This window comes from Arthrobacter sp. Soil763 (genome assembly GCF_001428365.1).
Classification (GTDB): domain Bacteria; phylum Actinomycetota; class Actinomycetes; order Actinomycetales; family Micrococcaceae; genus Arthrobacter.
This window is the reverse complement of record NZ_LMSH01000001.1, coordinates 21,590-42,645: the sequence shown is the minus strand read 5'-3', so window position 1 is coordinate 42,645 and position 21,056 is coordinate 21,590. Positions and strand designations below refer to the sequence as shown.

20 protein-coding genes and 1 tRNA gene are annotated in these 21,056 nt (G+C 69.5%); 13 read left to right on the top strand and 8 right to left on the bottom strand.

The window, feature by feature from the left end:
* Positions 1-22 precede the first annotated feature (22 nt).
* Positions 23-1,081, bottom strand: coding sequence for a hypothetical protein (locus ASG71_RS00165; RefSeq protein WP_056735932.1), 1,059 nt, complete (start codon positions 1,079-1,081; stop codon positions 23-25).
* A gap of 70 nt (positions 1,082-1,151) precedes the next feature.
* On the opposite strand from ASG71_RS00165, the gene ASG71_RS00160 reads away from it, so the two are divergent.
* The 3 genes from ASG71_RS00160 (at position 1,152) to ASG71_RS00150 (ending at position 6,187) form a co-directional block, all read left to right on the top strand.
* Positions 1,152-1,625 (top strand): DUF2231 domain-containing protein, encoded by a 474-nt coding sequence (locus ASG71_RS00160; RefSeq protein WP_056735930.1) that lies wholly within the window; start codon positions 1,152-1,154, stop codon positions 1,623-1,625.
* Positions 1,626-1,782: 157 nt separating this feature from the next.
* Entirely contained in the window at positions 1,783-3,318 is a 1,536-nt protein-coding gene (locus ASG71_RS00155; protein ID WP_056735928.1) for an alkaline phosphatase D family protein, read from the top strand.
* Between the two features lie 376 nt (positions 3,319-3,694).
* On the top strand, positions 3,695-6,187 hold the full coding sequence (locus ASG71_RS00150; RefSeq protein ID WP_162254035.1) for a S8 family serine peptidase: 2,493 nt from the start codon (positions 3,695-3,697) through the stop codon (positions 6,185-6,187).
* A gap of 99 nt (positions 6,188-6,286) precedes the next feature.
* On the opposite strand, the gene ASG71_RS00145 is transcribed toward ASG71_RS00150, so the two are convergent.
* The 4 genes from ASG71_RS00145 to tmk form a co-directional block, all read right to left on the bottom strand.
* Positions 6,287-6,359 (bottom strand) — tRNA-Thr (locus ASG71_RS00145).
* A 102-nt stretch (positions 6,360-6,461) separates the two neighbouring features.
* Positions 6,462-8,045, bottom strand: a complete 1,584-nt coding sequence (locus ASG71_RS00140) for an alpha/beta hydrolase (protein WP_056735925.1) — start codon at positions 8,043-8,045, stop codon at positions 6,462-6,464.
* Positions 8,046-8,105: 60 nt separating this feature from the next.
* Positions 8,106-9,248 (bottom strand): DNA polymerase III subunit delta', encoded by a 1,143-nt coding sequence (locus tag ASG71_RS00135; protein ID WP_056735923.1) that lies wholly within the window; start codon positions 9,246-9,248, stop codon positions 8,106-8,108.
* Positions 9,245-9,913, bottom strand: coding sequence for a dTMP kinase (tmk, locus tag ASG71_RS00130; protein ID WP_056735921.1), 669 nt, complete (start codon positions 9,911-9,913; stop codon positions 9,245-9,247). The genes ASG71_RS00135 and tmk overlap by 4 nt, the downstream gene beginning before the upstream one ends.
* Positions 9,914-10,002: 89 nt before the next feature.
* On the opposite strand from tmk, the gene ASG71_RS00125 reads away from it, so the two are divergent.
* Both ASG71_RS00125 and ASG71_RS00120 read left to right on the top strand, forming a co-directional pair.
* Positions 10,003-11,187 (top strand): trans-sulfuration enzyme family protein, encoded by a 1,185-nt coding sequence (locus tag ASG71_RS00125; RefSeq protein WP_056735919.1) that lies wholly within the window; start codon positions 10,003-10,005, stop codon positions 11,185-11,187.
* Positions 11,188-11,196: 9 nt separating this feature from the next.
* On the top strand, positions 11,197-11,550 hold the full coding sequence (locus ASG71_RS00120; RefSeq protein ID WP_056735918.1) for a DUF2516 family protein: 354 nt from the start codon (positions 11,197-11,199) through the stop codon (positions 11,548-11,550).
* Between the two features lie 19 nt (positions 11,551-11,569).
* On the opposite strand, the gene ASG71_RS00115 is transcribed toward ASG71_RS00120, so the two are convergent.
* The gene (locus ASG71_RS00115) at positions 11,570-12,424 is read right to left on the bottom strand and encodes a class I SAM-dependent methyltransferase (RefSeq protein ID WP_200947911.1); all 855 of its coding nucleotides are present in this window, start codon (positions 12,422-12,424) and stop codon (positions 11,570-11,572) included.
* Between the two features lie 68 nt (positions 12,425-12,492).
* Between ASG71_RS00115 and ASG71_RS00110 the strand changes: the two genes are divergently transcribed.
* A complete protein-coding gene (locus tag ASG71_RS00110) occupies positions 12,493-13,239 on the top strand; it encodes a phosphoglyceromutase (RefSeq protein ID WP_056735916.1) in 747 nt (248 codons plus the stop codon).
* Between the two features lie 90 nt (positions 13,240-13,329).
* On the opposite strand, the gene phoU is transcribed toward ASG71_RS00110, so the two are convergent.
* On the bottom strand, positions 13,330-13,992 hold the full coding sequence (gene phoU, locus ASG71_RS00105) for a phosphate signaling complex protein PhoU (RefSeq protein ID WP_056737125.1): 663 nt from the start codon (positions 13,990-13,992) through the stop codon (positions 13,330-13,332).
* Between the two features lie 208 nt (positions 13,993-14,200).
* Between phoU and ASG71_RS00100 the strand changes: the two genes are divergently transcribed.
* Both ASG71_RS00100 and ASG71_RS00095 read left to right on the top strand, forming a co-directional pair.
* A complete protein-coding gene (locus ASG71_RS00100) occupies positions 14,201-15,451 on the top strand; it encodes a sensor histidine kinase (RefSeq protein ID WP_056735914.1) in 1,251 nt (416 codons plus the stop codon).
* The gene (locus tag ASG71_RS00095; protein ID WP_056735913.1) at positions 15,448-16,128 is read left to right on the top strand and encodes a response regulator transcription factor; all 681 of its coding nucleotides are present in this window, start codon (positions 15,448-15,450) and stop codon (positions 16,126-16,128) included. Before ASG71_RS00100 ends, ASG71_RS00095 begins: the two co-directional genes overlap by 4 nt.
* Before the next feature lie 87 nt (positions 16,129-16,215).
* Here ASG71_RS00095 and ASG71_RS00090 read toward each other — a convergent pair whose 3' ends face one another.
* A complete protein-coding gene (locus tag ASG71_RS00090; protein ID WP_056735912.1) occupies positions 16,216-16,791 on the bottom strand; it encodes a hypothetical protein in 576 nt (191 codons plus the stop codon).
* 350 nt (positions 16,792-17,141) lie between these two features.
* On the opposite strand from ASG71_RS00090, the gene ASG71_RS00085 reads away from it, so the two are divergent.
* The 5 genes from ASG71_RS00085 (at position 17,142) to cysS (ending at position 20,962) form a co-directional block, all read left to right on the top strand.
* Positions 17,142-17,624 carry a CarD family transcriptional regulator gene (locus ASG71_RS00085; RefSeq protein WP_026266570.1) on the top strand — a complete coding sequence of 161 codons (483 nt, stop codon included), beginning with the start codon at positions 17,142-17,144 and terminating at the stop codon, positions 17,622-17,624.
* A gap of 91 nt (positions 17,625-17,715) precedes the next feature.
* Complete coding sequence (gene ispD / locus ASG71_RS00080) at positions 17,716-18,534, top strand: 2-C-methyl-D-erythritol 4-phosphate cytidylyltransferase (protein ID WP_056735910.1); 819 nt, start codon at positions 17,716-17,718, stop codon at positions 18,532-18,534.
* A 2-nt stretch (positions 18,535-18,536) separates the two neighbouring features.
* Positions 18,537-19,043 (top strand): 2-C-methyl-D-erythritol 2,4-cyclodiphosphate synthase, encoded by a 507-nt coding sequence (ispF, locus tag ASG71_RS00075; RefSeq protein WP_056735908.1) that lies wholly within the window; start codon positions 18,537-18,539, stop codon positions 19,041-19,043.
* Positions 19,044-19,106: 63 nt separating this feature from the next.
* Positions 19,107-19,454, top strand: a complete 348-nt coding sequence (locus ASG71_RS00070) for a hypothetical protein (protein ID WP_056735906.1) — start codon at positions 19,107-19,109, stop codon at positions 19,452-19,454.
* A gap of 53 nt (positions 19,455-19,507) precedes the next feature.
* Positions 19,508-20,962, top strand: coding sequence for a cysteine--tRNA ligase (gene cysS / locus ASG71_RS00065; RefSeq protein WP_056735904.1), 1,455 nt, complete (start codon positions 19,508-19,510; stop codon positions 20,960-20,962).
* Positions 20,963-21,056 lie beyond the last annotated feature (94 nt).

Here is a 21,056-nt window from a genome sequence, read left to right as displayed (position 1 = left end):
ACCGGCCTCTGACAGTCTTCCGTCACCGGTCCGGCGTGTTGCCCAGCCGGAGCACCCGCTGCCGGGCCAGCTCCTCCCGGCGGCGGTCCTTGGCGGCGGCGCGGCCGGCCTGCTGGGCGGTCGCCGACGTGTGGTCCAGCTGCTTGCGTGCCCGCCGCAACTCGTACTCCGTGCGGGACAGTTCCTGCCTCAGCCGGCTGACTTCCTCGGCCAGGGCAGCGGCTGCCCCCTCGGCGTCCTCCCGCTCGCCGGCCGTGCGCGCTGCCTCCTCGGCACTGGCCTCCGCGGCCGCCTGCGCTTCCTGCAGTGCCGCCTCCGCGCGTTTCCGCACGGTGGGGCTGGGCGCGGGCCGCTCCGGCCGGACAGCCCGGAGCCGCGGCTCGCCGGTCGGCGGCGGCGTAGTGCTCCCGGGTTTGCCGGATACGGGAGCGGCCCCGGCAGTGCGGCTTCGACCTGCCGCGCCGCTCGTTTTCCCGCGCCCGGCCGGCGGCGGTGACCCGGCGGGGGTTGAGGCAGCGGCGGCCGGCGGCGCGGCGGCAGCCGCCGGGGGAGCATCCGGGACCGCGACCGCGCCGTCGAGGTCGACGACGTCGACGCCGTCGCCGGCCAGGGCGCGGAGCAGGCGCCCGCTGCCGACGGCAGCGGCCGCACCCTCGTCCGCAGTGGCCGCGCGCAGCGTTTGTTCCACCTCCGCGGCGACGGTGCCGCTGATCTTCCGTCCGCGCTGGGCGGCCGCCGCCCGGGCTGCGTCGACCGCGGCGGCGAGCAGCGTCCGCCGCTCCCGGGCGAGCGTCCGGAGGGCAGCGGCGTCGAGGTCGTTCTGCGCCTGCCGCATGGTGCGCCCCAGATCAACCAGGCCGTGCAGGGCCGCGGGCTGCTGCCAGGCGAGCATGTTGACGGCCCAGGCGCCTACCGAGGGTTTGGGCAGGGCCCTGACCTCCGCGGCCCGGGCCCGCAGCTCCGGTGTCGGGGCGGTTTCGGCGAGCAGGGCCTTGGCGGCGGCGTTGCGGCCGGCAACAAAGTCGTCGAACGGCAGGGCATAGAGTTCCGCCGCGATGCCCGCCAGCCCACGCTCTGCCATGCAAGAATCATAGAAGCTCCGGCCCCTGCGCCGGGAAAGTGCAGGGCACGTCCACCGTAGGAGATCCTCCGTGATTGAAATTGCCGGTCTCCCGGCCCATATTCTGCTGGTCCACGCCGTCGTCGTTCTTGGTCCGATCGCGGGGCTCGCGGCCATCATCTACGCCGCGGCGCCGCGCTGGCGCCGGTACCTCGCCTGGCCCCTGGGGGTCCTCGCGCTGCTCCTGGTGCCTATCTCGCTGGTCACCGCGCAAGCCGGGGAGCAGCTGGAGGAGTCCCGTCCCGCGACGGAGATGATCCGGGAACATGCAGAGCAGGGCGACGTGTTGAAGATTGTCTCGGTGATCTTCTTTGTGATCGTGGCGGCCATGATCGTGACCAGCTACGACCCGATCGGGCGGCGCTTCGCGTTCCTGGGAAGCCTGCGTGATAACCGGGCGGTCCGGCTGGTCCTGCTGGTCGCCGGGGCACTGGCCGGGGCTTTCTTCCTGTACCAGAGCATCGTCACCGGCCACTCCGGCGCCGCGTCGGTCTGGGGCCGGTAGGACCGGGTCGAGCCGGTGCTGGAGGGCCGGACGCGCGCTGCACCGTCGCCCCAGGGATCCGGACAGGGTTTGGGGCTCGTTCACTGCGGGTTCACAGTCCCCTCAGCTCGCGCTGACTGAATGGAGCGGACATCAGCCGACCCACTCAGGAGACACCATGTCAGGTTCCTTTGCCACGTCCCGCCGACGCTTCCTCGCCCTGTCCGGCGGCGCGGCGGCCACTGCCGCCATCTACGGCCTCTCCACGGCCCCCGCCTGGGCTGAACCGCACTTCCCGCAGAACCCTTTCACCCTGGGTGTGGCGTCCGGTGATCCTACCCCTGACGGCATCGTGCTGTGGACCCGGCTGGCGCCGGAGCCCCAGGCCGCAGACGGGCGGGGCGGCATGCCCCCTTACAAGGTCCAGGTGAACTGGCAGGTCGCCGCGGACCCGGCATTCCGCACCGTCGTCAAAGCGGGCAGCGAGAGCGCCACCCCCGAGCTGGCCCACTCCGTGCACGCCGAGGTGGACGGCCTGCGCCCGTCCGCGGACTACTGGTTCCGTTTCCGCGTCGGCAACGAGGAAAGCCCGGTCGGGCACACCCGCACGGCGCCGGCGGCCGGGTCGGACCCGGCGCGGATCACCTTCGGACTGGCCTCGTGCCAGTCGTGGGCGGGCGGCCGCTACGCCGCCTACCGCACCATGGCACGGGAGGACCTTGACCTCGTGGTGCACGTGGGGGACTACACCTACGAAGCCAGGAACCACGAGACGCTGGCCGACTTCCGCAACAACCACGCCAAGTACAAGAGCTCGCCCGACCTGCAGGCCGCGCACGCGCGGTTCCCGTTCGTCGTGACTTTCGACGACCATGAGGTCGAGAACAACTGGGCCAACGCTGTGTCCCAGCCCGACAACGAGGCGTCGAACGACCCGCAGCGGTTCCTTCAGTTGCGCACCAACGCGTTCCAGGCCTACTACGAGCACCTTCCGCTGCGCCGTCCGCAACGGCCCACCGGCCCGGACATGGTCCTGTACCGGGCCCTGGACTACGGCAACCTGGCGCGGTTCCACGTGCTGGACACGCGCCAGTACCGCTCGGACCAGCTCACCGAGAACTTCCCCGGCGGCCCCCAGCACCCCGGCGTGTACGACCCCTCACGCACCCTCATGGGGGATGAGCAGGAACAGTGGCTCTTCAAGGGGCTCGCCTCCTCGTCCGCCCGCTGGAACGTCATCGCCCAGCAGACGATGATGGCGCAGTACGACTACGACACGACCGAGAAGCTTTCGGTCAACCACGACCAGTGGGACGGCTACGTCGTCTCGCGCAACCGCCTCACCAACTTCATCAACCGGCAGAACCCGGCCAACCCCGTGATCCTCAGCGGTGACTGGCACGCCGCCTTCGTCAACGATGTCCTGCTCGACCACGCGGACCCGGCCTCAAAGATCGTCACCACGGAGTTCGTCGGAACCTCCATCAGCTCCGGATGCGGCTGGGCCCAGTCAATCAAGGACGGCCTGCCGGCCAACCCCCACACCCACTACATCAACCCGGACAAGCGGGGCTGGACCCGCTGCACGGTGACCCCGGACGAGTTTCGCAGCGACTACCTCGTGGTGGCGTCGGCCGCGGACACCACGTCACCGGCCGTCGTCGACGCGTCCTTCGTGGTCCGGAACGGCCAGCCTGGGGCGCAGCGGGCCTGACGTCGGTGTGGGGCGGCGCCCTGGACTCGGTTCGGCTGGGCGGCCCCTCAGAGCACCCATGGAAGCCGCTGGTCCGGCCGCGATCACGCCGAATCAACAAAAGACAGACCCCCGGAGATCACTGATTTCCGGGGGGTCTCCTTGAGCTTCCGATCAAAAATCGAGAATGTCGAGGGTGGTTTGCGGGGCGCCCGGACGGCTGCAGTCTCCGGGGTGCGCTCCAAGCGCAGGAAAGGCCAAGGGTACCCGCAATTTGCGGCCAGCACCGATGCTTCTAGGTTAAAGTTCTTTCGGGGACCCGGGGCTGGTCGAGCGCGAGCGTTTCCCGCTCTCGCCCGAGCGCCGGCGGCCGCCGGCCATGCACCTGAGGAACCGAATGACCGCACCGCGCCCGTCCAGGGCCGTCGTCTCACTGAGTACTGCAGCCGTCCTTTGCGGCACCCTGTTCACGCTTCCCGCCGCAGCGGCGCCCGAGCGTGATTTGCGGCCGGTCTCCCCGCCCGCGACGGCGACTGCGCCCGCACCTGCCGTAGCGGCGGGACGGTTCGTGGTGAAGTTCAAGACCGAAGCCGCCGGCAGGGCCAGTGCCCGGGCCCACGCCTACGGGCAGGCAGCCAGGTCCTCGGGGGTCTCCGTCAAAGAGTTGCGCGCCACGGCCCGTGGAGCAGCCGTCGTCCAGGCTGCCGGGACGCTGACCCCTTCCGAGGGCGCCAAGGTCCTCGCCTCCCTGCGCAGCCAGGCCAACGTCGAATACGCCGAACCGGACACCTTCCTCCGGCAGGCCTCCACCCCGAACGACCCGATGTACCCGCGGCAGTGGGACCTCTTCGAGGACAAGGCCGGGATGCGCGTCCCCGCGGCTTGGGATGTCACCTCCGGCCACGGCGCCGTCGTCGCCGTCATCGACACCGGCATCACACCCCACTCGGACCTGACGCAGGTCCTCCCCGGCTACGACTTCATCTCCGATTCCACCATCTCCAACGATGGCGATGGCCGCGACAGCGACGCCACCGACGCCGGGGACTACTGCAACGGCGATTCCTCGTCCTGGCACGGCACGCACGTCGCCGGCACCATCGGGGCGGCCGCCAACAACGGCATCGGCATCGCCGGCGTCGCGTACTCCTCCTCGATCCTCCCGGTCCGCGCCCTGGGCGCCTGCGGCGGCTACCTCAGTGACGTTGCCGACGCCGTCGTCTGGGCTGCCGGGGGAGCCGTCCCCGGCGTTCCGGACACCATCACCCCCGCCCGGGTCATCAACATGTCCCTGGGCGGTGACGGCCAGTGCGGCACCTACTTCCAGTCCGCCCTCGACTTCGCCGCCGCGCGGGGCGTCACGGTCGTCGCCGCTGCCGGCAACGAGAATTCACCGGCCTCCGGTTCCACCCCGGCGAACTGCAGCAACATCGTCACCGTCGGGGCGACCGGCCGAGAGGGGAACAGGGCCTACTACTCCAACTACGGGCCCGAGGTCGACGTCAGTGCCCCCGGCGGTGATGGCTCCACCGGCGGGCAGAACACCATCCTCTCGACCTGGAATAACGGCACCACGGTGCCCGGAGCCGAAACCTACGGCTACATGCAGGGCACCTCGATGGCCGCACCCCACGTCGCCGGCGCCGCGGCCCTGATCACGGCCGCAAACCCGGCCCTCACGCCGGGCGAGGTCGAAGCGATCCTTAAGCAGACGGCCCGGCCGCTACCGGGCACCTGCGACACCGGAGGCTGCGGAGCCGGCCTGGTTGACGCGGCCGCCGCTGTCCAGGCTGCGGCCGCCGGGGCGGTGACCCCGGAACCGATCGTGCCGGGCACCCCGTCCATCCGGGGCAGCGCCACTGTCGGCTCGGTGCTCTCCGCGGACCCGGGCACCTGGACACCAAACACCACGCTGCGCTACCAGTGGTACCGTGCCGGGGCCGCCATCGCGGCGGCGGCCGGCAGCACGTACACCGTGGCGCCGGCCGACCTGGGGCAAGTACTCAGCGTCGTCGTCACCGGGACCAAATACGGCTGCGATCCGGCGACGGCAACATCGGAGCCCACCCAGCCGGTGGATCCCGGCTCGGTTCCGGACCCGGTCCTGACGGTAACGGGCAGCGCCCGCGTTGGGATGTCGCTCCTGGGAACGTTGACCGATCAAGCGGGCTGGCAGGTCAACGCCACGCAGACCTGGCAGTGGTACAGGTCCGGGGCGCCGGTCCCGGGCGCCACCCACCCGAAATACGACCTCACCGCGGCGGACCTGGGCAAGGCCGTGATGGGCCGCGTGACCCGCACCCAGCCCGGCTACACCACCATCGTCAAAGAAACCCCGGCCTACGTAGTCAGCGCCGGCATCCTTTCCGGCCCGGCCCCGATCATCAACGGCACCAGGAAAGTCGGCTACGCGCTGACCGCGGCCCCCGGCACCTGGACTCCGGGCGCTGCCCTTCGATACCAGTGGTACCGCTCCGGCAGCGCCATCACCGGAGCCACGGCTGCCAAGTACACGCTCGGAGCGGCCGACCAGGGCAAGGCCATGCGGGTCCGCGTCACCGGCACCAAAGCCGGCTACACCACCCTTTACAGGGACTCCGCCACGACGGGCGCCGTCGCGACGGGCACCCTCATCGCGGGGACGCCCTGGATCAGCGGTTACCCGCGCTACGGCTACACGCTTGCCGCCAACCCGAGGACCTGGACCGCAGGAACCACGCTGCGCTACCAGTGGTACCGGTCGGGGGTTGCCATCCGGGGTGCGACCGGGCGGTACTACCGGCTCGTCTGGGCGGACCGGTACGACACCATCAAGGTCCGTGTGATCGGTTCCAAGGCCGGGTACGCCACGGTCACCAAGTGGTCGGGCCCCAGCATCCGGATCCCGTAGGGCGCCGCCGCAGGGCGTCATCGCAGGGCGGCGCCACCCGCGCCCAACGAAAGAACCCCGGGTTCCCGCTGTATGAGCGGGAACCCGGGGTTTTCTTCGAGCTTCCTATCAGAATCGAACTGATGACCTTTTCATTACGAGTGAAACGCTCTACCGACTGAGCTAAGGAAGCAACCGCGTGGGCCGCCGGCGAACCGGGCGGATCATGCAAGAGTCAACTGTAATGGAGTGTCCGCGCCCGGGTCAAAATGAGCCGGCAGTCCCGCGGGGCACCTCAGCAGACGGTGTTGTCCGCCGGCGTCTTGCCGTCCACGAGGTAGCGGTCGACGGCCTTTTCCACGCAGCTGTTGGAGCGGCCGTACGCGGTGTGGCCCTGGCCTTCCCAGGTCAGCAGCGACGCAGTGCCCAGCTGCTTGCGCAGCGCGCTGGCCCACTCGACCGGCGTGGCCGGGTCCCCGGTGGTGCCGACGACGAGGATGTCCGTGGAGCCCTTGTACTGAACCGGGGCCGGGGTGCGGACGCTCTTGTAGGGCCAGTCCTTGCAGCTCGTGCCGCCGTAGGCGAAGTAGTAGCCCAGGGTGGGGGAGAGCTCGCGGAGCTGCTTCTCCTCGGCGCGCATCGCCGCCGTGTCCGAGTTCATCGGGTAGTCGAGGCAGTTGATGGCGGTGAAGGCGAAGGTGGAGTTCGCCGAGTAGGTCCCGTCGGGCTCCCGGTCCGCCCCGAAGTCCGCCAGCCGGAGCATCGGGGAGAGGTCGCCCTTCATGGCGCTGTCCAGGGCCTGGGTCAGTGCCGGCCAGTTGTCGTCGTTGTAGAACGGCAGGATGAATCCGCTGACGAACATCGAGGCGTTGACGACCCGGCCGTCCTTGGCCGGCATCGGGTTGGCTTCCACGGCGGCGATGAGGTCCTGGATCTGGCGGACGGCGTCGTCCGGGCCGCCGCTGAGCGGGCAGCCGCTGTCCTGCAGGCAGTTGTCCACGTAGGCGCGGATGGCCTTCTCGAAGGCCTTCGCCTGGCCGCTGGTGAGATCCTCGTAGCTCAGCGACGGGTCCATGGCGCCGTCCAGCACCATCCTGCCCACGTTGTCCGGGAAGAGCGACGCGTAGGTGGAACCGAGGAACGTGCCGTAGGAGTAGCCCAGATAGTTGAGCTTGCTGTCGTTAAGGACACCGCGGAGGATGTCCAGGTCCTTGGCGGCGCTGACGGTATCCAGGTGGCCCATGACGGGCCCGGTCTTCTCCGCGCACTTGGCGGCGATTGCCTTGTTGTCGGCGAGGGCCTCGGCCAGCCCGGCGTCGGTGTCCAGCTTGTAGACCTTGGCCCGGTTGGCGTCGCGTTCCTTATCGGTCAGGCAGGTGACCGGTGCCGAGCGCTTGACGCCGCGGGGGTCGAAACCGACGACGTCGTAGTTGGAGCGCACCTTTTCGGAAATGTTGGTGGCGCCGGCATCCCGCACGAAGTCGTAGCCGGAGCCGCCCGGCCCGCCGGGGTTGACCAGCAGGCTGCCCTTGGTGTTGCCGCCCTTGGAGGCCAGCTTGATAGCGGCGATCTCGATCGTGCCGCCGTCGGGCTTGGCGTAGTCCACCGGAACCTTGACCTTGGCGCACTGGAACTCCCCTTCACAGCGGGACCAGGTCAGCTGCTGCGAGTAAAAGCTGCGTAGCTCGGCCGGTGCTGCGGCGGCGATCGACGGGTCAGCCGAGCCAGGGGCGCTGCCGGAGTTGCCCCCGCCGGAGCCGAAGAGGGTGCAGGAGGAGAGGACCAGGGCCAGCACCAGGCCCAGCGCCGCGGCCCCGGCGGTCCGTCCGCGGCGGCCCGGAGGTCGGCTGCCTGCGGGACGGTGGGGTGCTGACGTCATGCGGTTCTCCTTGGGATGTGGAACTGTCTAAAAATCGTGAGGCGGAGTATTGCCGCCGGCTCAGATCAGGCTCGCGGCCATGGACTCGATGGCCAGCAGCGGGGCCACGTTGGTGGTCGTGATCCGTTTGCGGGCCTTGTTGATGGCATCCATGCGGGCCAGGGTCACCTCGGGCGTCGAGTGTCCCGCGAACTCCTGCAGTTCGGCCCTCAACTCAACGTTGACCAGCTCCACGGAGTTCCCCAATTGGATGATCAGCACATCCCGGTAAAAGGACAGCAGGTCTGTCAGGGTGCGGTCAAGGGAGTCGGTGACCGAGCGCTTGGCGCGCCGCTTCTGGTCGTCCTCCAGCTGTTTGACCTGGCCTCGCATCGCCGGCGGCAGGGGCCCGCTGTCGGGCGCGCCCAGAGTGGCCAGGAGCGCGGTCTTCTCCGCGGCGTCGCGCTCCTCATTGGAGCTGGTGGCCTCCTCGGTGGCGATCTTGACGAGCTTGTCCGCCATCATCACCGCCGCGGTGACGCCGCGCAGGTGCAGCGGGAAGCGCACCGTCTCCAGCCGGCGCTCCCGGGCCTCGGGGTCGCGGGCCAGCCGCCGGGCGATGCCGACGTGGCTCTGCGCGGCGCGGGCCGCGCGTTCGGCGACGTCGGGAGCGACGCCGTCGCGCTTGACCAGGAGGGCGGCGACGTCGGCCGCCGGCGGCAGCCGCAGCGCCACTGGGCGGCAGCGCGAGCGGATCGTCACCAGCACGTCCGCCGGGGACGGAGCACACAGCATCCAGATGGTGCGGGGCGTGGGCTCCTCGATGGCCTTCAGCAGCACATTGGTGGTGCGCTCCGCCATCCGGTCCGCGTCCTCGACGACAATGATCCGCCAACGCGCGGAGGACGGGCGGTTGCCAGCGGTGGCCACCAGCTCGCGCGCCTCATCGATGGTGATGGTGACCTTCTCGGTACGCACGAAGGTCACATCGGAGTGCGTCTCGCCCAGGATCGTCTGGCACGCCGGGCACTCGCCACAGCCCCGCCGCGTGACGTCTTCCTGGTCGCAGTTCAGGGCCGCGGCGAAGGCCTTGGCGGCGTTGGACCGGCCGGACCCCGGCGGGCCGGTGAAGAGCCACGCGTGCGTCAGCCCGTCGCCCTCCGCGGCCTGGCGCAGCTGGTCGACGACGGCGGGCTGGCCGTGCAGGTCGTCCCAGACACTCACGCGGGGCTTCCCTCGCGCAGCGCCAGCAGGGCCTCCACCCGGTCACGGATCCGGGCCGCCAGCTCCGGAACCGGCAGCTGAGCGGCGAGGACCAGGTACTTCTCCGGCTGGGCCGCCGCCAGGTCCAGGAACGCGGCGCGGATCCGGGCATGGAACTCGTCGGCTTCGGACTCCAGCCGGTCCTCCGCGGCGGCGCCGGCGGTACGGCGCCGCCGGCCGTCGGCCGGGTCAACGTCGAGCAGGACGGTCAGGTCCGGCTGCAGCCCCGAGGTGGCCCACTCATTGAGCGTCCGCACCACCTCCGTGCCGAGGTCGCGGCCGGCACCCTGGTAGGCGACCGAGGAGTCGATGTAGCGGTCGGTCAGGACCACCTCGCCCCGCTCCAGGGCCGGGCGGATGACCTGCTCGGCGTGCGCGGCGCGCGACGCGGCGAAGATCAGGGCCTCGGTCCTCGCGTCGATGTGGCCGTGGCCGTGGTCCAGCACCAGGGACCGCAGCTTTTCGCCGATCGGCGTCCCGCCCGGCTCCCGCGTGCGCAGCACGGTCAGCCCGCGCGCTTCCAGCGCGCCGGCCAGTTCCGCCGCCTGGGTCGACTTGCCGGCGCCGTCGCCGCCCTCGAAGGCAATGAACAGTCCGGCGGCCGGTCCGGGAGTCTGGGTAGTCACTGCTCTAGCCTACCGACAATCACCGACACCTTGGCGGGCAGCGCGTAACGCCTTACGGGCACGGCGGCGCCCCGAAGTACCCTGTCACCATGAGTCTCTCCGAAGAACAGGCCGCCTCGCTTTCGGCCGAAACCGTGGTGGTCGCCGCCGGACGTCCGGCGCGCGAGCGGGACGCCGCGGTGAACCCGCCGATCGTGCTCTCCTCCACCTACGTCGGCACCGGCCCGCTGGGTCCCGGCGACCGCGGCTACGGGCGCTACTCCAATCCCACCTGGGACCCGTTCGAGGAGGCCCTGGCGCAGTTGGAGGGCGCGGCGCTGCCGGGCCTGCTCTACGCCTCAGGCCTCGCCGCCGTGAGTTCCGCGCTGTCCCTGCTGCCGCCGCAGGGCGTCCTGGTGATGCCCTCGCACAGCTACGCCGGCTCGCTCGGCATGGCCACGGAACTGGCCGAGCGCGGCACGCTGGAACTCCGCACCGTGGACATCGCGGACACCGACGCCGTGCTGGCACAACTGGCTCCGGCCGGCGGCAGGCCGGCCAACATGCTGTGGCTCGAAAGCCCCACCAACCCGATGCTCGGCATCGCGGACATCCCGGCACTCACTGCCGCCGCGCACGCCGCCGGAGCCCTGGTGGTCACGGACAACACCTTCTCCACCCCGCTGGTGCAGCAGCCGCTCAGCCTGGGCTCCGACGTCGTCCTGCATTCAGTCACCAAGTACCTCTCCGGCCACTCCGACGTCGTCCTCGGGGCCCTGGTGACTTCCGACGAGGACCTGCATGCGCGGCTTTTGCACCACCGCACCATCCACGGCGGCATCGCCGGGCCGTTCGAGGCGTGGCTGGCCCTGCGTGGACTGCGCACCCTTGCGCTCCGGATCGAACGTTCGCAGGCCTCCGCGGCGCTGCTCGCGGAACGGCTCAGCAGCCACCCCCTGGTCCAGAGCATCCGCTACCCGGGCCTGGCCTCGGATCCAGGGCACGAGCGGGCCAGGAAGCAGATGAAGGGCTTCGGCTCGGTGCTGTGCATCGAGATGGCCCCGGCGGCCGGATTGAGCGGCGCCGACGCGGCCGACCGGATGATCCGGGCGTTGCGTCTCTGGCTGCCGGCGACTTCGCTCGGCGGGGTGGAATCCTTGATCGAACGGCGACGCCGGCACACGGCGGAGCCAACCAGCGTTCCGGACAACCTGGTCCGGCTCAGCGTGGGCATCGAAAATGTCGAGGACCTGTGGGCCGATTTGGAACAGGCTCTCGCGGCGCTGGGCGGATAGGCTGGGGGCATGGACGGAAGAACGCTGATTTCAATTGCCGAGACGGGGATCTATTTCCTCCTCGCCCTCGTAGCCCTGGCTCTCGAGGTGTGGGCGTTCTTCGACTGCCTGCGGCACAAGGCCAACGCCTTCGAGGCGGTGTCCAAGCGGACCAAAACTTTCTGGTTGGCCCTGACCGGCGGCGCCCTGGCGATCGGCCTGCTCTCCATCGTCAGCGGCGGCGGCGGTTTCTTCGGCCCGCTGGGCCTCTTCGGCATCGCCGCGGTGACGGCAGCCAGCGTGTACCTCGCCGACGTGCGACCGGCGGTCAAGGACGCCGGCCGCGGCGGCAGCCGCAACATGGGCCCGTACGGCCCCTGGTGACCGTAAGCTCGCAGGCTCTCTAGGGCCCCGGCGCGACGGCGTCCCAGGCCACGGTGAGCTCGCCCAGGCGCCACCGCGACGGGCCGTCCAGCACCGGCCAGCCGGCGTCGCGCACCGCCCGGCACATCGCAGTCCAGCGCTGCCGGTTGCCGAACGAGGCAAGCGGCGCCGCCTCCAGCCACGCCTTGTCCAAGGCCTGCAGGAAAGTATGGATGCGTTCGCCCGGAACGTTCCGGTGGATCAGCGCCTTGGGCAGCCGTTCGGCGATCTCCGAGGGCAGCTCAAAGCCGCCGAAACGTAAGGACAGGCCCAGGCACAGGGGCCGCTCGGCGTCGAGCGCCACCCACGTGACCCGGCGGCCGATCTCGTCGCAGGTGCCGTCGATGAACAGTCCGCCGGGCGCCAGCCGGTCCTGCACCAGCCGCCAGATCGCGGCCACGTCCGCTTCCTCGTACTGCCGCAGCACGTTGAACGCCCGCACCAGGACCGGCCGGCCCGGCACCGGGAGTTCGAAGCCGCCCAGCTGGAAGCTCAGGCCCGGGCGCTCCAGTGCCTTGGCCTGCCGGACCCGCTCCGGCTCAATCTCGATCCCGACCACGCGCACGTCCGGCCGGACGGCCCGGAGCCGGTCGAAAAGTTCGACGGCGGTGGCCGGGGAGGCGCCGTAGCCCAGGTCGACGACCAGCGGGTCCGGCGCATTGCGCAGCCGCCACGCCTGCGGGCCCGTGAGCCAGCGGTCCACCCGCCGCATCCGGTTCGGGTTGGTGGTCCCGCGGGTGATGTTGCCGACCGGGCGCCCGGCCCGGCCGCCGGTCCTGCCGCCGGCCCCGCCCCGGGTCCCCGGGGACGCCACCCGTTCCGCCTTCTGCACCACGCGTCCAGCCTATCCCGGCCGCTGTAACGCAGGGCGCCGCCCGCGGCCCCTCGGTTAGGATGACAACCATGACTTACAAGCTGATCTTGCTGCGCCACGGCCACAGCGAATGGAACGCCAAGAACCTGTTCACCGGCTGGGTGGACGTCGACCTGAACGACCAGGGCCGTGCCGAGGCAGTGCGCGGCGGGGAGCTGCTGGTGGAGAACAATATCCTGCCGGATATCCTCTACACCTCGCGGCTGAAGCGGGCCATCAACACCGCCAACCTGGCGCTGGAGAAGGCGGACCGCGGCTGGATCGACGTCAAGCGGGACTGGCGTCTCAACGAGCGCCACTACGGCGCCCTCCAGGGCAAGGACAAGGCCCAGACCCTGGCCGAATACGGCGAGCAGCAGTTCATGACCTGGCGCCGTTCCTACGACACCCCGCCGCCGCCGCTCGCGGACGACTCCGAGTTCTCCCAGGTGGGGGACCCGCGGTACAAGGACCTCGGCGACGCCGTGCCGCGCACCGAGTGCCTCAAGGACGTCCTGATCCGCCTGCTGCCGTACTGGGAGTCGGATATCAAGGAAGACCTGAAGGCAGGCAAGACCGTGCTGGTCACCGCCCACGGAAACTCCCTGCGCGCCTTGGTCAAGCACCTGGACGGCATCAGCGACGAGGACATCGCGGGCCTGAACATCCCCACCGGCATCCCGCTGGTTTACGAACTGGATGAGAACTTCAAGCCGCTGAACCCGGGCGGAACCTACCTCGACCCCGAGGCCGCCGCCGAGTCGATCAAGGCCGTGGCCAACCAGGGCAAGAAGTAGCGCCGCGGACACCCCGCACAACGACGACGGCGGCCGGCCACCCTTGGGGTGACCGGCCGCCGTCGTACCTGCCGCAGGGCAGCGGAAGCGTCAGCTGTGCTCGATGCTGTTCGGGTGCCAGGCGCCGGTGACGAGGTAGGTGACCTTCTGCGCGACGGACACGCCGTGGTCCGCGAACCGCTCGAAGTAGCGGCTGGCGAGGGCGACGTCGACCGTGGTCGCCGCGGACTCTGCCCAGTCGTCGCGGGCGATCGCCTTGAAGACGCTCAGGTGCAGGTCGTTGACGGCGCTGTTGGCCTTCAGGATGTCCCGGGCCACCTCGAGGTCGCGGGTCTCCAGCAGCACGGTGAGCTTTTCCGCGATCTCCAGGTCGTGCTTGGCGAAGCTCTTGAAGGTCTCCTGCAGCGGCTGCGGGATCACGTTCGCCGGGTAGCGGAGCCGCGCCAGCTGGGCGATGTGCCGGGCAAGGTCGCCCATCCGCTCCAGGGAGGCGCTCATCCGCAGCGAGCCCACGATCATGCGCAGGTCGCTGGCTACCGGACCCTGCAGGGCCAGGATGTCGATGGCGCGCTCGTCGAGGCTGTTCTGCAGGAAGTCAATCCGGGCGTCCGCCGCGATGACATCCTCGGCCAGGTCAATGTCGGCGCCCTCAAAGGCAGTGGTGGCCTTCTCGAATGCCTCGCTGACGAGCTTCGAAATCTCGACGAGCTGCTCGCCGACCTGGGCCAGCTCTTCCTGAAAAACCTTACGCACGGGCGCGTTCCTTTCCTTGGAAACGTCGCCGGGCACCAGGGCGGCCGGCTCGTTTCGTTTCACCGTTGCGGCGTTCAACCTGCCACCTTTCCAGTCTCCGGTGAACTGTTACGCCTCAATAGGTGAACGTTAGCTGAACCAACCCCGGAACCGCACACGTTTTCGATTCCGGCCCGGTCCCAGAGCATAAGCTGGAGCCGTGGATCCAATGCTCATCGGCGTGATCGCCGGCCTGATCGGCCTGTCGCTCGGCATCTTCGGCGTGCTCGCTTTCCGGATCAGCGAACAGCAACGCAAGATCAGCGACGTCGAAACCGGTGACCCCTCGCTCCCGGACGGCGCCGCGGAAGTCCTGGCCGTCGTCGGGCGGGCGTTCGTCGTGGTGGACGCGATCGACGGCGTCGTCCGGGCCAGCCCCGCGGCGTACGCCTACGGCCTGGTCCGCGGCCACACCGTGGTGCACCGGCAGCTGCTGGACATGACCGCGAAGGTCCGGCGCGACGGGGTCATCCTCGAACAGCAGCTCGAACTGCCGCGCGGTCCGCTCGGCCAGGGCACCATCGTGGTGCAGGTCCGCGCCGCCATGCTCGGCGAGGAATATATCCTCCTGCTTGCGGACGACCGCACCGAAATCACCCGGACCGAGGAAATCCGCAACGACTTCGTCGCCAACGTCTCGCACGAGCTCAAAACTCCGGTCGGTGCCATCTCGCTGCTCGCCGAGGCGCTGGAAGCCTCGCCCGACGATGAGGAAGCCGTGCGCCGCTTCGCCAAGCGCATGCACAAGGAATCGAGCCGGCTGGCCGCCTTGGTCCAGGACATCATCGAACTGTCCCGGCTGCAGGGCGCCAACGTCGCCCAGCAGGCCCACCCGGTGGACATCAACAAAGTGGTCGCCGACGCCGTCGACCGCTCCCAATTGCCCGCCGAAAGCAAGAACATCGAGATCGTCGTCGGCGGCCGGACCGACGCGATGGTCTACGGTGACCAGGACCTGCTGGTCACGGCGCTGCGCAACCTGATCGACAACGCCATCAGGTACTCGCCGGAGAACACCCGGGTCGGCGTCGGGGTCCGCTCCCGGGACGGCCTGGTCGCGGTCTCCGTGACCGACCAGGGGGAGGGGCTCAGCCCCGAGGACCAGGAGCGGGTGTTCGAGCGGTTCTACCGGGTCGACTCCGCACGGTCCCGGCACACCGGCGGCACCGGCCTGGGCCTGAGCATCGTCAAGCACGTCATGGCGAACCACGGCGGCGAGGTGACGGTCTGGTCCCAGCCGGGGCAGGGGTCCACCTTCACCATCCGGCTGCCCGAGATGGAGGGCCAGGACGAACCCGCCGCGGAGTCCGGCCGCACCGCGCGGGCCGAGCGGCCCGAAAGCCAAGAACGACCAGGACGACCAGATCGACCCGAACGACGTGACGCCGCCGGCGTCCATGAGCAAGGAGCTAGCGCTTGAGCCGGATTCTTATTGTCGAGGACGAGGAATCGTTCAGCGACCCCCTGTCCTACTTGCTGGGCAAGGAAGGGTTCGAAGTAGAGGTCGTGGACAACGGCCTGGATGCCATCACCGAATTCGACCGCAACGGCGCCGACCTGGTCCTGCTTGACCTGCAGCTGCCGGGACAGTCCGGCACCGAGGTGTGCCGGCAGCTGCGCCAGCGCTCCTCCGTGCCGGTCATCATGCTCACCGCCAAAGACGCCGAGATCGACAAGGTGGTGGGACTGGAGCTTGGCGCCGACGACTACGTCACCAAGCCCTACTCCTCGAGGGAACTGGTGGCACGGGTCCGCGCCGTGCTGCGCCGCCACGGCGAACCCGAAGAGCTGGTCTCCAGCACCGTCCAGGCGGGGCCGGTCCGGATGGACGTCGAGCGGCACGTCGTCAGCGTCCAGGGCGAACAGGTCTCGCTGCCGCTGAAGGAATTTGAACTGCTGGAGATGCTCCTGCGGAACTCGGGCCGGGTGCTGACCCGGGGCCAGCTCATCGACCGGGTCTGGGGCTCCGACTATGTCGGCGACACCAAGACCCTGGACGTGCACGTCAAGCGGCTGCGCAGCAAGATCGAACCCGACCCGTCGGCGCCGCGCTACCTCGTCACCGTCCGCGGCCTGGGCTACAAGTTCGAACCCTAGGCGGCGCGGACAGCCGGGTTAACGCAGAAGGAGGGGCACCCCGTGCGGGTGCCCCTCCTTCTGCGTGCGGACGTAACTTTTCCGGCGCTACGGCGTCGGGGTGGCCGACGGCGTCTCGGTCGGGGTCTCGGACGGGGTCTCGGACGGCGAAGCCGTGCCCGAGGCGGACTCCGACGTGGTGGGCTCGGCCGTGGGCAGGAAGGACTTGTAGTCCACGATCGTCGAATCCAGCACCGGGACCTTGAACTTGGCGTCCTTGTTGGTCCCGTCCTCGCGGATCGTGACCTCCACCAGCGAGCCCGGCTTGCCACCGGCGGTGCTCAGGATGGCCGGGTCGGAGGACTCGTTGAGCAGCACGTAGGAGTTCTTCTTGACCGGGACCTGGGTCTGGGACCCGCCGGCGCCGTTAATGGTGAGCTTCACATCGTTGGCCGAGGAATTGTAGACGGCGCCGATCACGCGGCCTGCCTTGTCCTCACCATCGGCGATGATCATCATGTTGCGCAGCTTGAGCGGGCCGAGCTCCGTCGCCGTCCCGTCCGACGCCGAGTACTGCTCCGTCGTCTGCTGGGCATTGATGTAGCCGCATCCGGTCACGGACAGCAGGCCAATGCCAAGTGCAGCCGTTGCCATTGCCAGCTTGCCGCGCCGGCCCCGAGTCATCGCAGTGAAACGCACGTCACGCACTCCTTGAGAGTCTTGAAACATTATTCAGCCATAGCCTATCCGCAATCGCCCCAAACGCGGATTCCGGGCGCTACATGAAAGCGCCCGGCCGGGGCCGGTGGGAGGGAGCAGCCGGGGGCCGTCCGGCCAGCCGGTGACCCCTCCGCCGTCGGACCCGGAAGCCCTTGGCAGCCGCCGGGCAATGCACTATTATCCGCGTCCGTCAAGGGGTTTGAGAGGCCGATTATGGCGATTTTCCGCGTATTTACGCGGTTTCCGTGGCCGATCCATGGCAGTCGTATGCCTTAATCGTGATAAACTGGTCTGCGGGAAAGGGGAATGTCCACATGGTTTTTGAGGTCGGCGAGACAGTAGTTTACCCTCACCACGGTGCAGCCAAAATTGAAGAAATCAAGATGCGCACTGTCAAGGGCGAAGAGAAGATGTATCTCAAGCTCAAGGTGGCTCAGGGTGATCTGACCATTGAAGTTCCAGCAGAAAACGTTGACCTTGTTGGGGTCCGGGACGTAGTGGGCAAGGAAGGCTTGGAGCACGTTTTCGACGTGCTGCGTGCCGAGTTCACTGAAGAGCCCACCAACTGGTCGCGTCGTTACAAGGCAAACCTGGAAAAGCTTGCTTCCGGTGACGTGATCAAGGTGGCAGAGGTCGTCCGCGACCTGTGGCGCCGGGACCACGACCGGGGTCTCTCCGCAGGAGAGAAGCGCATGCTGGCCAAGGCCCGCCAGATTCTGATTTCAGAACTGGCACTGGCTGAGAAGACCGATGAAGAGAAGGCCGCAAGCGTTCTCGACGAGGTCCTGGCTTCCTAGCTAAGAATCGAACCCCGGTGGCATCACGCCGCCGGGGCTTCTTTTTGCCCAAAACCTGCCGGCCCCGGCGGCGGGACGTAGTCTTGAGCGCATGAACACTGCATCGACAGCTCCCGTCACCGCGGTCATCCTCGTGGCCGCCGGATCCGGCCAGCGGCTGGGCTACGGCATGCCCAAGGCGAAGGTCCCGCTGGGCGGCGACAGCATCCTCACTCACGCGCTGCGCGGAGTCGCCGCGGCCGGCATCGCCCGGCAGATCTGCGTCGCGCTGCCGCCAGGCGACGCCGAGCTGCGGGCCCAGTGCGAGAGCTTCGCTGCGGAGCTGCAGGCCGAACACCGCCGCACCGCAACCTCCAGCGCGGCCGTCCAGCTGCCCGCCGTCTCCATCGTCGACGGCGGCGCGAGCCGCGCGGACTCCGTGCGTGCCGCCGTCGCGGCCCTGGAACCCGACGTTGAGGCCGTCCTGGTCCACGACGCTGCCCGGGCACTCGCCCCCGAAGCCGTCTTCCACCGGGTTGCGGCCGCGCTGGCGGCCGGCGCCAAGGCCGTCATCCCGGTCGTCCCGGTGGTCGATACGGTCAAAACCGTCGAAGCCACCCACGACGGCAGCGCCGGCATCGCCCCGGAAGTGGTCACCGGCACCGCGCCCCGCGAACAGCTCCGGTCCGTCCAGACCCCGCAGGGCTTCGAACTCGCCACCCTCCGCCGGGCACACGAAGCGGCAGCCGGCTTCGACGCGGACCGCGCGGCGGCCGTGACGGACGACGCCATGCTGGTCGAACTGCTGGGCGTCCCCGTCTACGCCGTGCGCGGGGCCAGCCAGTCCCTTAAGATCACCACCCCGCTGGACCTCATCCTCGCCGAGGGACTGCTCGAAGGCCCGCTCGGTGCCCGCTGGGTGGAGGGCTAGGGATGGACGCACAGCCACAGCCCCCGCTCCTGCCCAGGACCGGGATCGGGATCGACGTCCACGCCTACGCCCCGGACGAGGCGCCGCAGCCGCTCTGGCTGGGCGGGCTGTTCTGGGAGGGCGAACGCGGACTCGCCGGCCACTCCGACGGCGACCCGGTGGCGCACGCCGCCGCTGACGCACTGTTCTCCGCCGCCGGCGTGGGCGACCTTGGCACGCACTTCGGCACGGACCGGCCCGAATACGCCGGGGCCTCGGGGGCCACCTTGCTGGCCGAGGCCGCCCGGATCGTCCGGGCCGCGGGTTTTGAGATCGGCAACATCGCCGTCCAGTTCGTGGCGAACCGGCCCAAGTTCGGACCGCGGCGCGAGGAGTCGCAGCGGGTGCTGAGCGAAGCCGCCGGCGCGCCGGTAAGTGTCTCGGCGACCACCAGCGACGGGCTGGGTTTCACCGGCCGCGGCGAAGGCATCGCGGCAACGGCCACCGCCCTGGTTTACCCCGCGGGCTGACCATCACCGGCCCGGAGGCCTACGCTTAAGGGACACCCCTCCGGAATCGTCAGGAGACTTCCCGTGAAAAAGCTGCTTCCCGCCGTCGTCGTTCTTGCGGCAACGCTGCTAACCGCCTGCGGCGGCACCCCTGCCCCGTCGGCCACGCCCCGGATGAGCGTGGAGGAAAGCTGCAAGTTCCTCAATACCGATACCTTCGTCCCCAAGGGGAGCGATAAGGAAAAAGCCGGCCAGATCGGCCAGCATTACCAGGAAGTCGCGGACAAAGTCGCCCCGGAGATCGCCGAACCGATCCAGTCGATGGCCGACGTCATGAAGCAGGTCGCCGCGAGCGCCACCGGCAGGCAGACCTCCGAGCAGCTGACGCAGCTCCGCCAGCAGATGGACAAGATCGGCCAGCACTGCAGGTAACCCGGGCCAAGCACCCCGGCGGGGCGGGAACCGGGATCGGCTAATCTGGAGCGGTGACCCTGCGCTTTTACGACACAGCATCCGCCGAAGTCCGGGACTTCGTTCCCCTTGTACCTGGCCAGGTGAGCCTGTATTACTGCGGCGCCACCGTGCAGGGCATGCCGCACGTCGGGCACATCCGCTCCGCGATCGCGTTCGACCAGCTCACCCGCTGGCTGCAGTACCGCGGCTTCCGGGTCACCGTGGTCCGCAACGTCACCGACATTGACGACAAGATCCTGGCGAAGTCCGCAGAGTCCTTCGCCGCTGACTTCGCGGGCGAGCCGGGCACCGTCCGCGAGGAGGAATGGTGGGCGCTGGCCTACCGGTACGAGCAGGAATTCCTCAAGGCCTACGACACGCTGGGCGTCTCCCGCCCCACCTACGAACCGCGCGCCACCGGCCACATCCCCGAGATGCACGCCCTCATTGCCCGGCTGATCGACCGCGGCCATGCCTATCCCGCCACCGACGGCTCCGGCGACGTCTACTTCGACGTGCGCTCGTGGTCCAAGTACGGCTCGCTGACCCGCCAGAACATTGACGACATGCAGGGCGCCGCCGACTCGGACCCCCGCGGGAAGAAAGACCCCCGCGACTTCGCCCTCTGGAAGGGCCACAAGGAAGGAGAGCCGACGACGGCGAGCTGGGACTCGCCGTGGGGCGCCGGGCGGCCGGGCTGGCACCTGGAGTGCTCCGCGATGGTCACCAAGTACCTCGGCACCGAGTTCGACATCCACGGCGGCGGCCTGGACCTGCGCTTCCCGCACCACGAAAACGAGATGGCCCAGTCCCAGGCGGCAGGCCACGGCTTCGCCAACTTCTGGATGCACAACGGCATGGTCACCTACGCCGGCGAGAAGATGTCCAAGTCCATCGGCAACACCATCAGCCCGGCCGAGATGCTGGAACTCGCCCCGCCGCGCGTCGTCCGGTACTACCTCGGCCAGGCCCAGTACCGCTCGGTGCTCGACTACCAGCCCACGTCGCTGCAGGAGGCCGCGGCCGCCGTCGAACGCATTGACGGGTTCATCAGCCGCGCCGTCCGTGCCCTTTCCGACGGCGGGTCCTACACGTTCGGCACCGTCGGGGCCGTGCCGGAGGCCTTCGAACGCGCCATGGACGATGACCTGAATGTGCCGCAGGCGCTAGCCGTCCTGCACGAAACCGTCCGGGCCGGCAACACCGCCCTGACCGAGGGCCGGCTCGAGGACGCCCGCGCCGCTCTGCACGACGTGCACGACATGCTGCGGGTCCTGGGCCTGAACGACACCGCGGCCGCGGCCGTCGACGAGCAGGCCACCGCCGCGCTCGGCGTCCTGGTCGAAGCCCAGCTCGCCGCCAGGGCCCAGGCCCGCGCGGCCAAGGACTGGGCCGCCTCGGACGCGATCCGGGACACCCTGGCGGCGGCCGGCGTCGTCGTCGAGGACGGCGCGGACGGCGCGAACTGGAGCCTCAAGCGCGGCTGACACGCGGCTGACACGCGGCTGGCACGCGGTGCGGCCGCCCGGCGGCCGGGCCCTGCGCCGAACCGTGCGGTCGAGGATTTTATCCGGGTCAGTA

What these genes read in the sequence shown, in the direction of transcription:
- ASG71_RS00165 (WP_056735932.1), bottom strand. Translation starts at nt 1,081, where the DNA reads ATGGCAGAGCGTGGGCTGGCGGGCATCGCGGCGGAACTCTATGCCCTG.
- ASG71_RS00155 (WP_056735928.1), top strand. Translation starts at nt 1,783, where the DNA reads ATGTCAGGTTCCTTTGCCACGTCCCGCCGACGCTTCCTCGCCCTGTCC.
- ASG71_RS00150 (WP_162254035.1), top strand. Translation starts at nt 3,695, where the DNA reads ATGACCGCACCGCGCCCGTCCAGGGCCGTCGTCTCACTGAGTACTGCA.
- ASG71_RS00140 (WP_056735925.1), bottom strand. Translation starts at nt 8,045, where the DNA reads ATGACGTCAGCACCCCACCGTCCCGCAGGCAGCCGACCTCCGGGCCGC.
- ASG71_RS00125 (WP_056735919.1), top strand. Translation starts at nt 10,003, where the DNA reads ATGAGTCTCTCCGAAGAACAGGCCGCCTCGCTTTCGGCCGAAACCGTG.
- ASG71_RS00120 (WP_056735918.1), top strand. Translation starts at nt 11,197, where the DNA reads ATGGACGGAAGAACGCTGATTTCAATTGCCGAGACGGGGATCTATTTC.
- ASG71_RS00110 (WP_056735916.1), top strand. Translation starts at nt 12,493, where the DNA reads ATGACTTACAAGCTGATCTTGCTGCGCCACGGCCACAGCGAATGGAAC.
- ASG71_RS00100 (WP_056735914.1), top strand. Translation starts at nt 14,201, where the DNA reads ATGCTCATCGGCGTGATCGCCGGCCTGATCGGCCTGTCGCTCGGCATC.
- ASG71_RS00090 (WP_056735912.1), bottom strand. Translation starts at nt 16,791, where the DNA reads ATGACTCGGGGCCGGCGCGGCAAGCTGGCAATGGCAACGGCTGCACTT.
- ASG71_RS00085 (WP_026266570.1), top strand. Translation starts at nt 17,142, where the DNA reads ATGGTTTTTGAGGTCGGCGAGACAGTAGTTTACCCTCACCACGGTGCA.
- ispD (WP_056735910.1), top strand. Translation starts at nt 17,716, where the DNA reads ATGAACACTGCATCGACAGCTCCCGTCACCGCGGTCATCCTCGTGGCC.
- ispF (WP_056735908.1), top strand. Translation starts at nt 18,537, where the DNA reads ATGGACGCACAGCCACAGCCCCCGCTCCTGCCCAGGACCGGGATCGGG.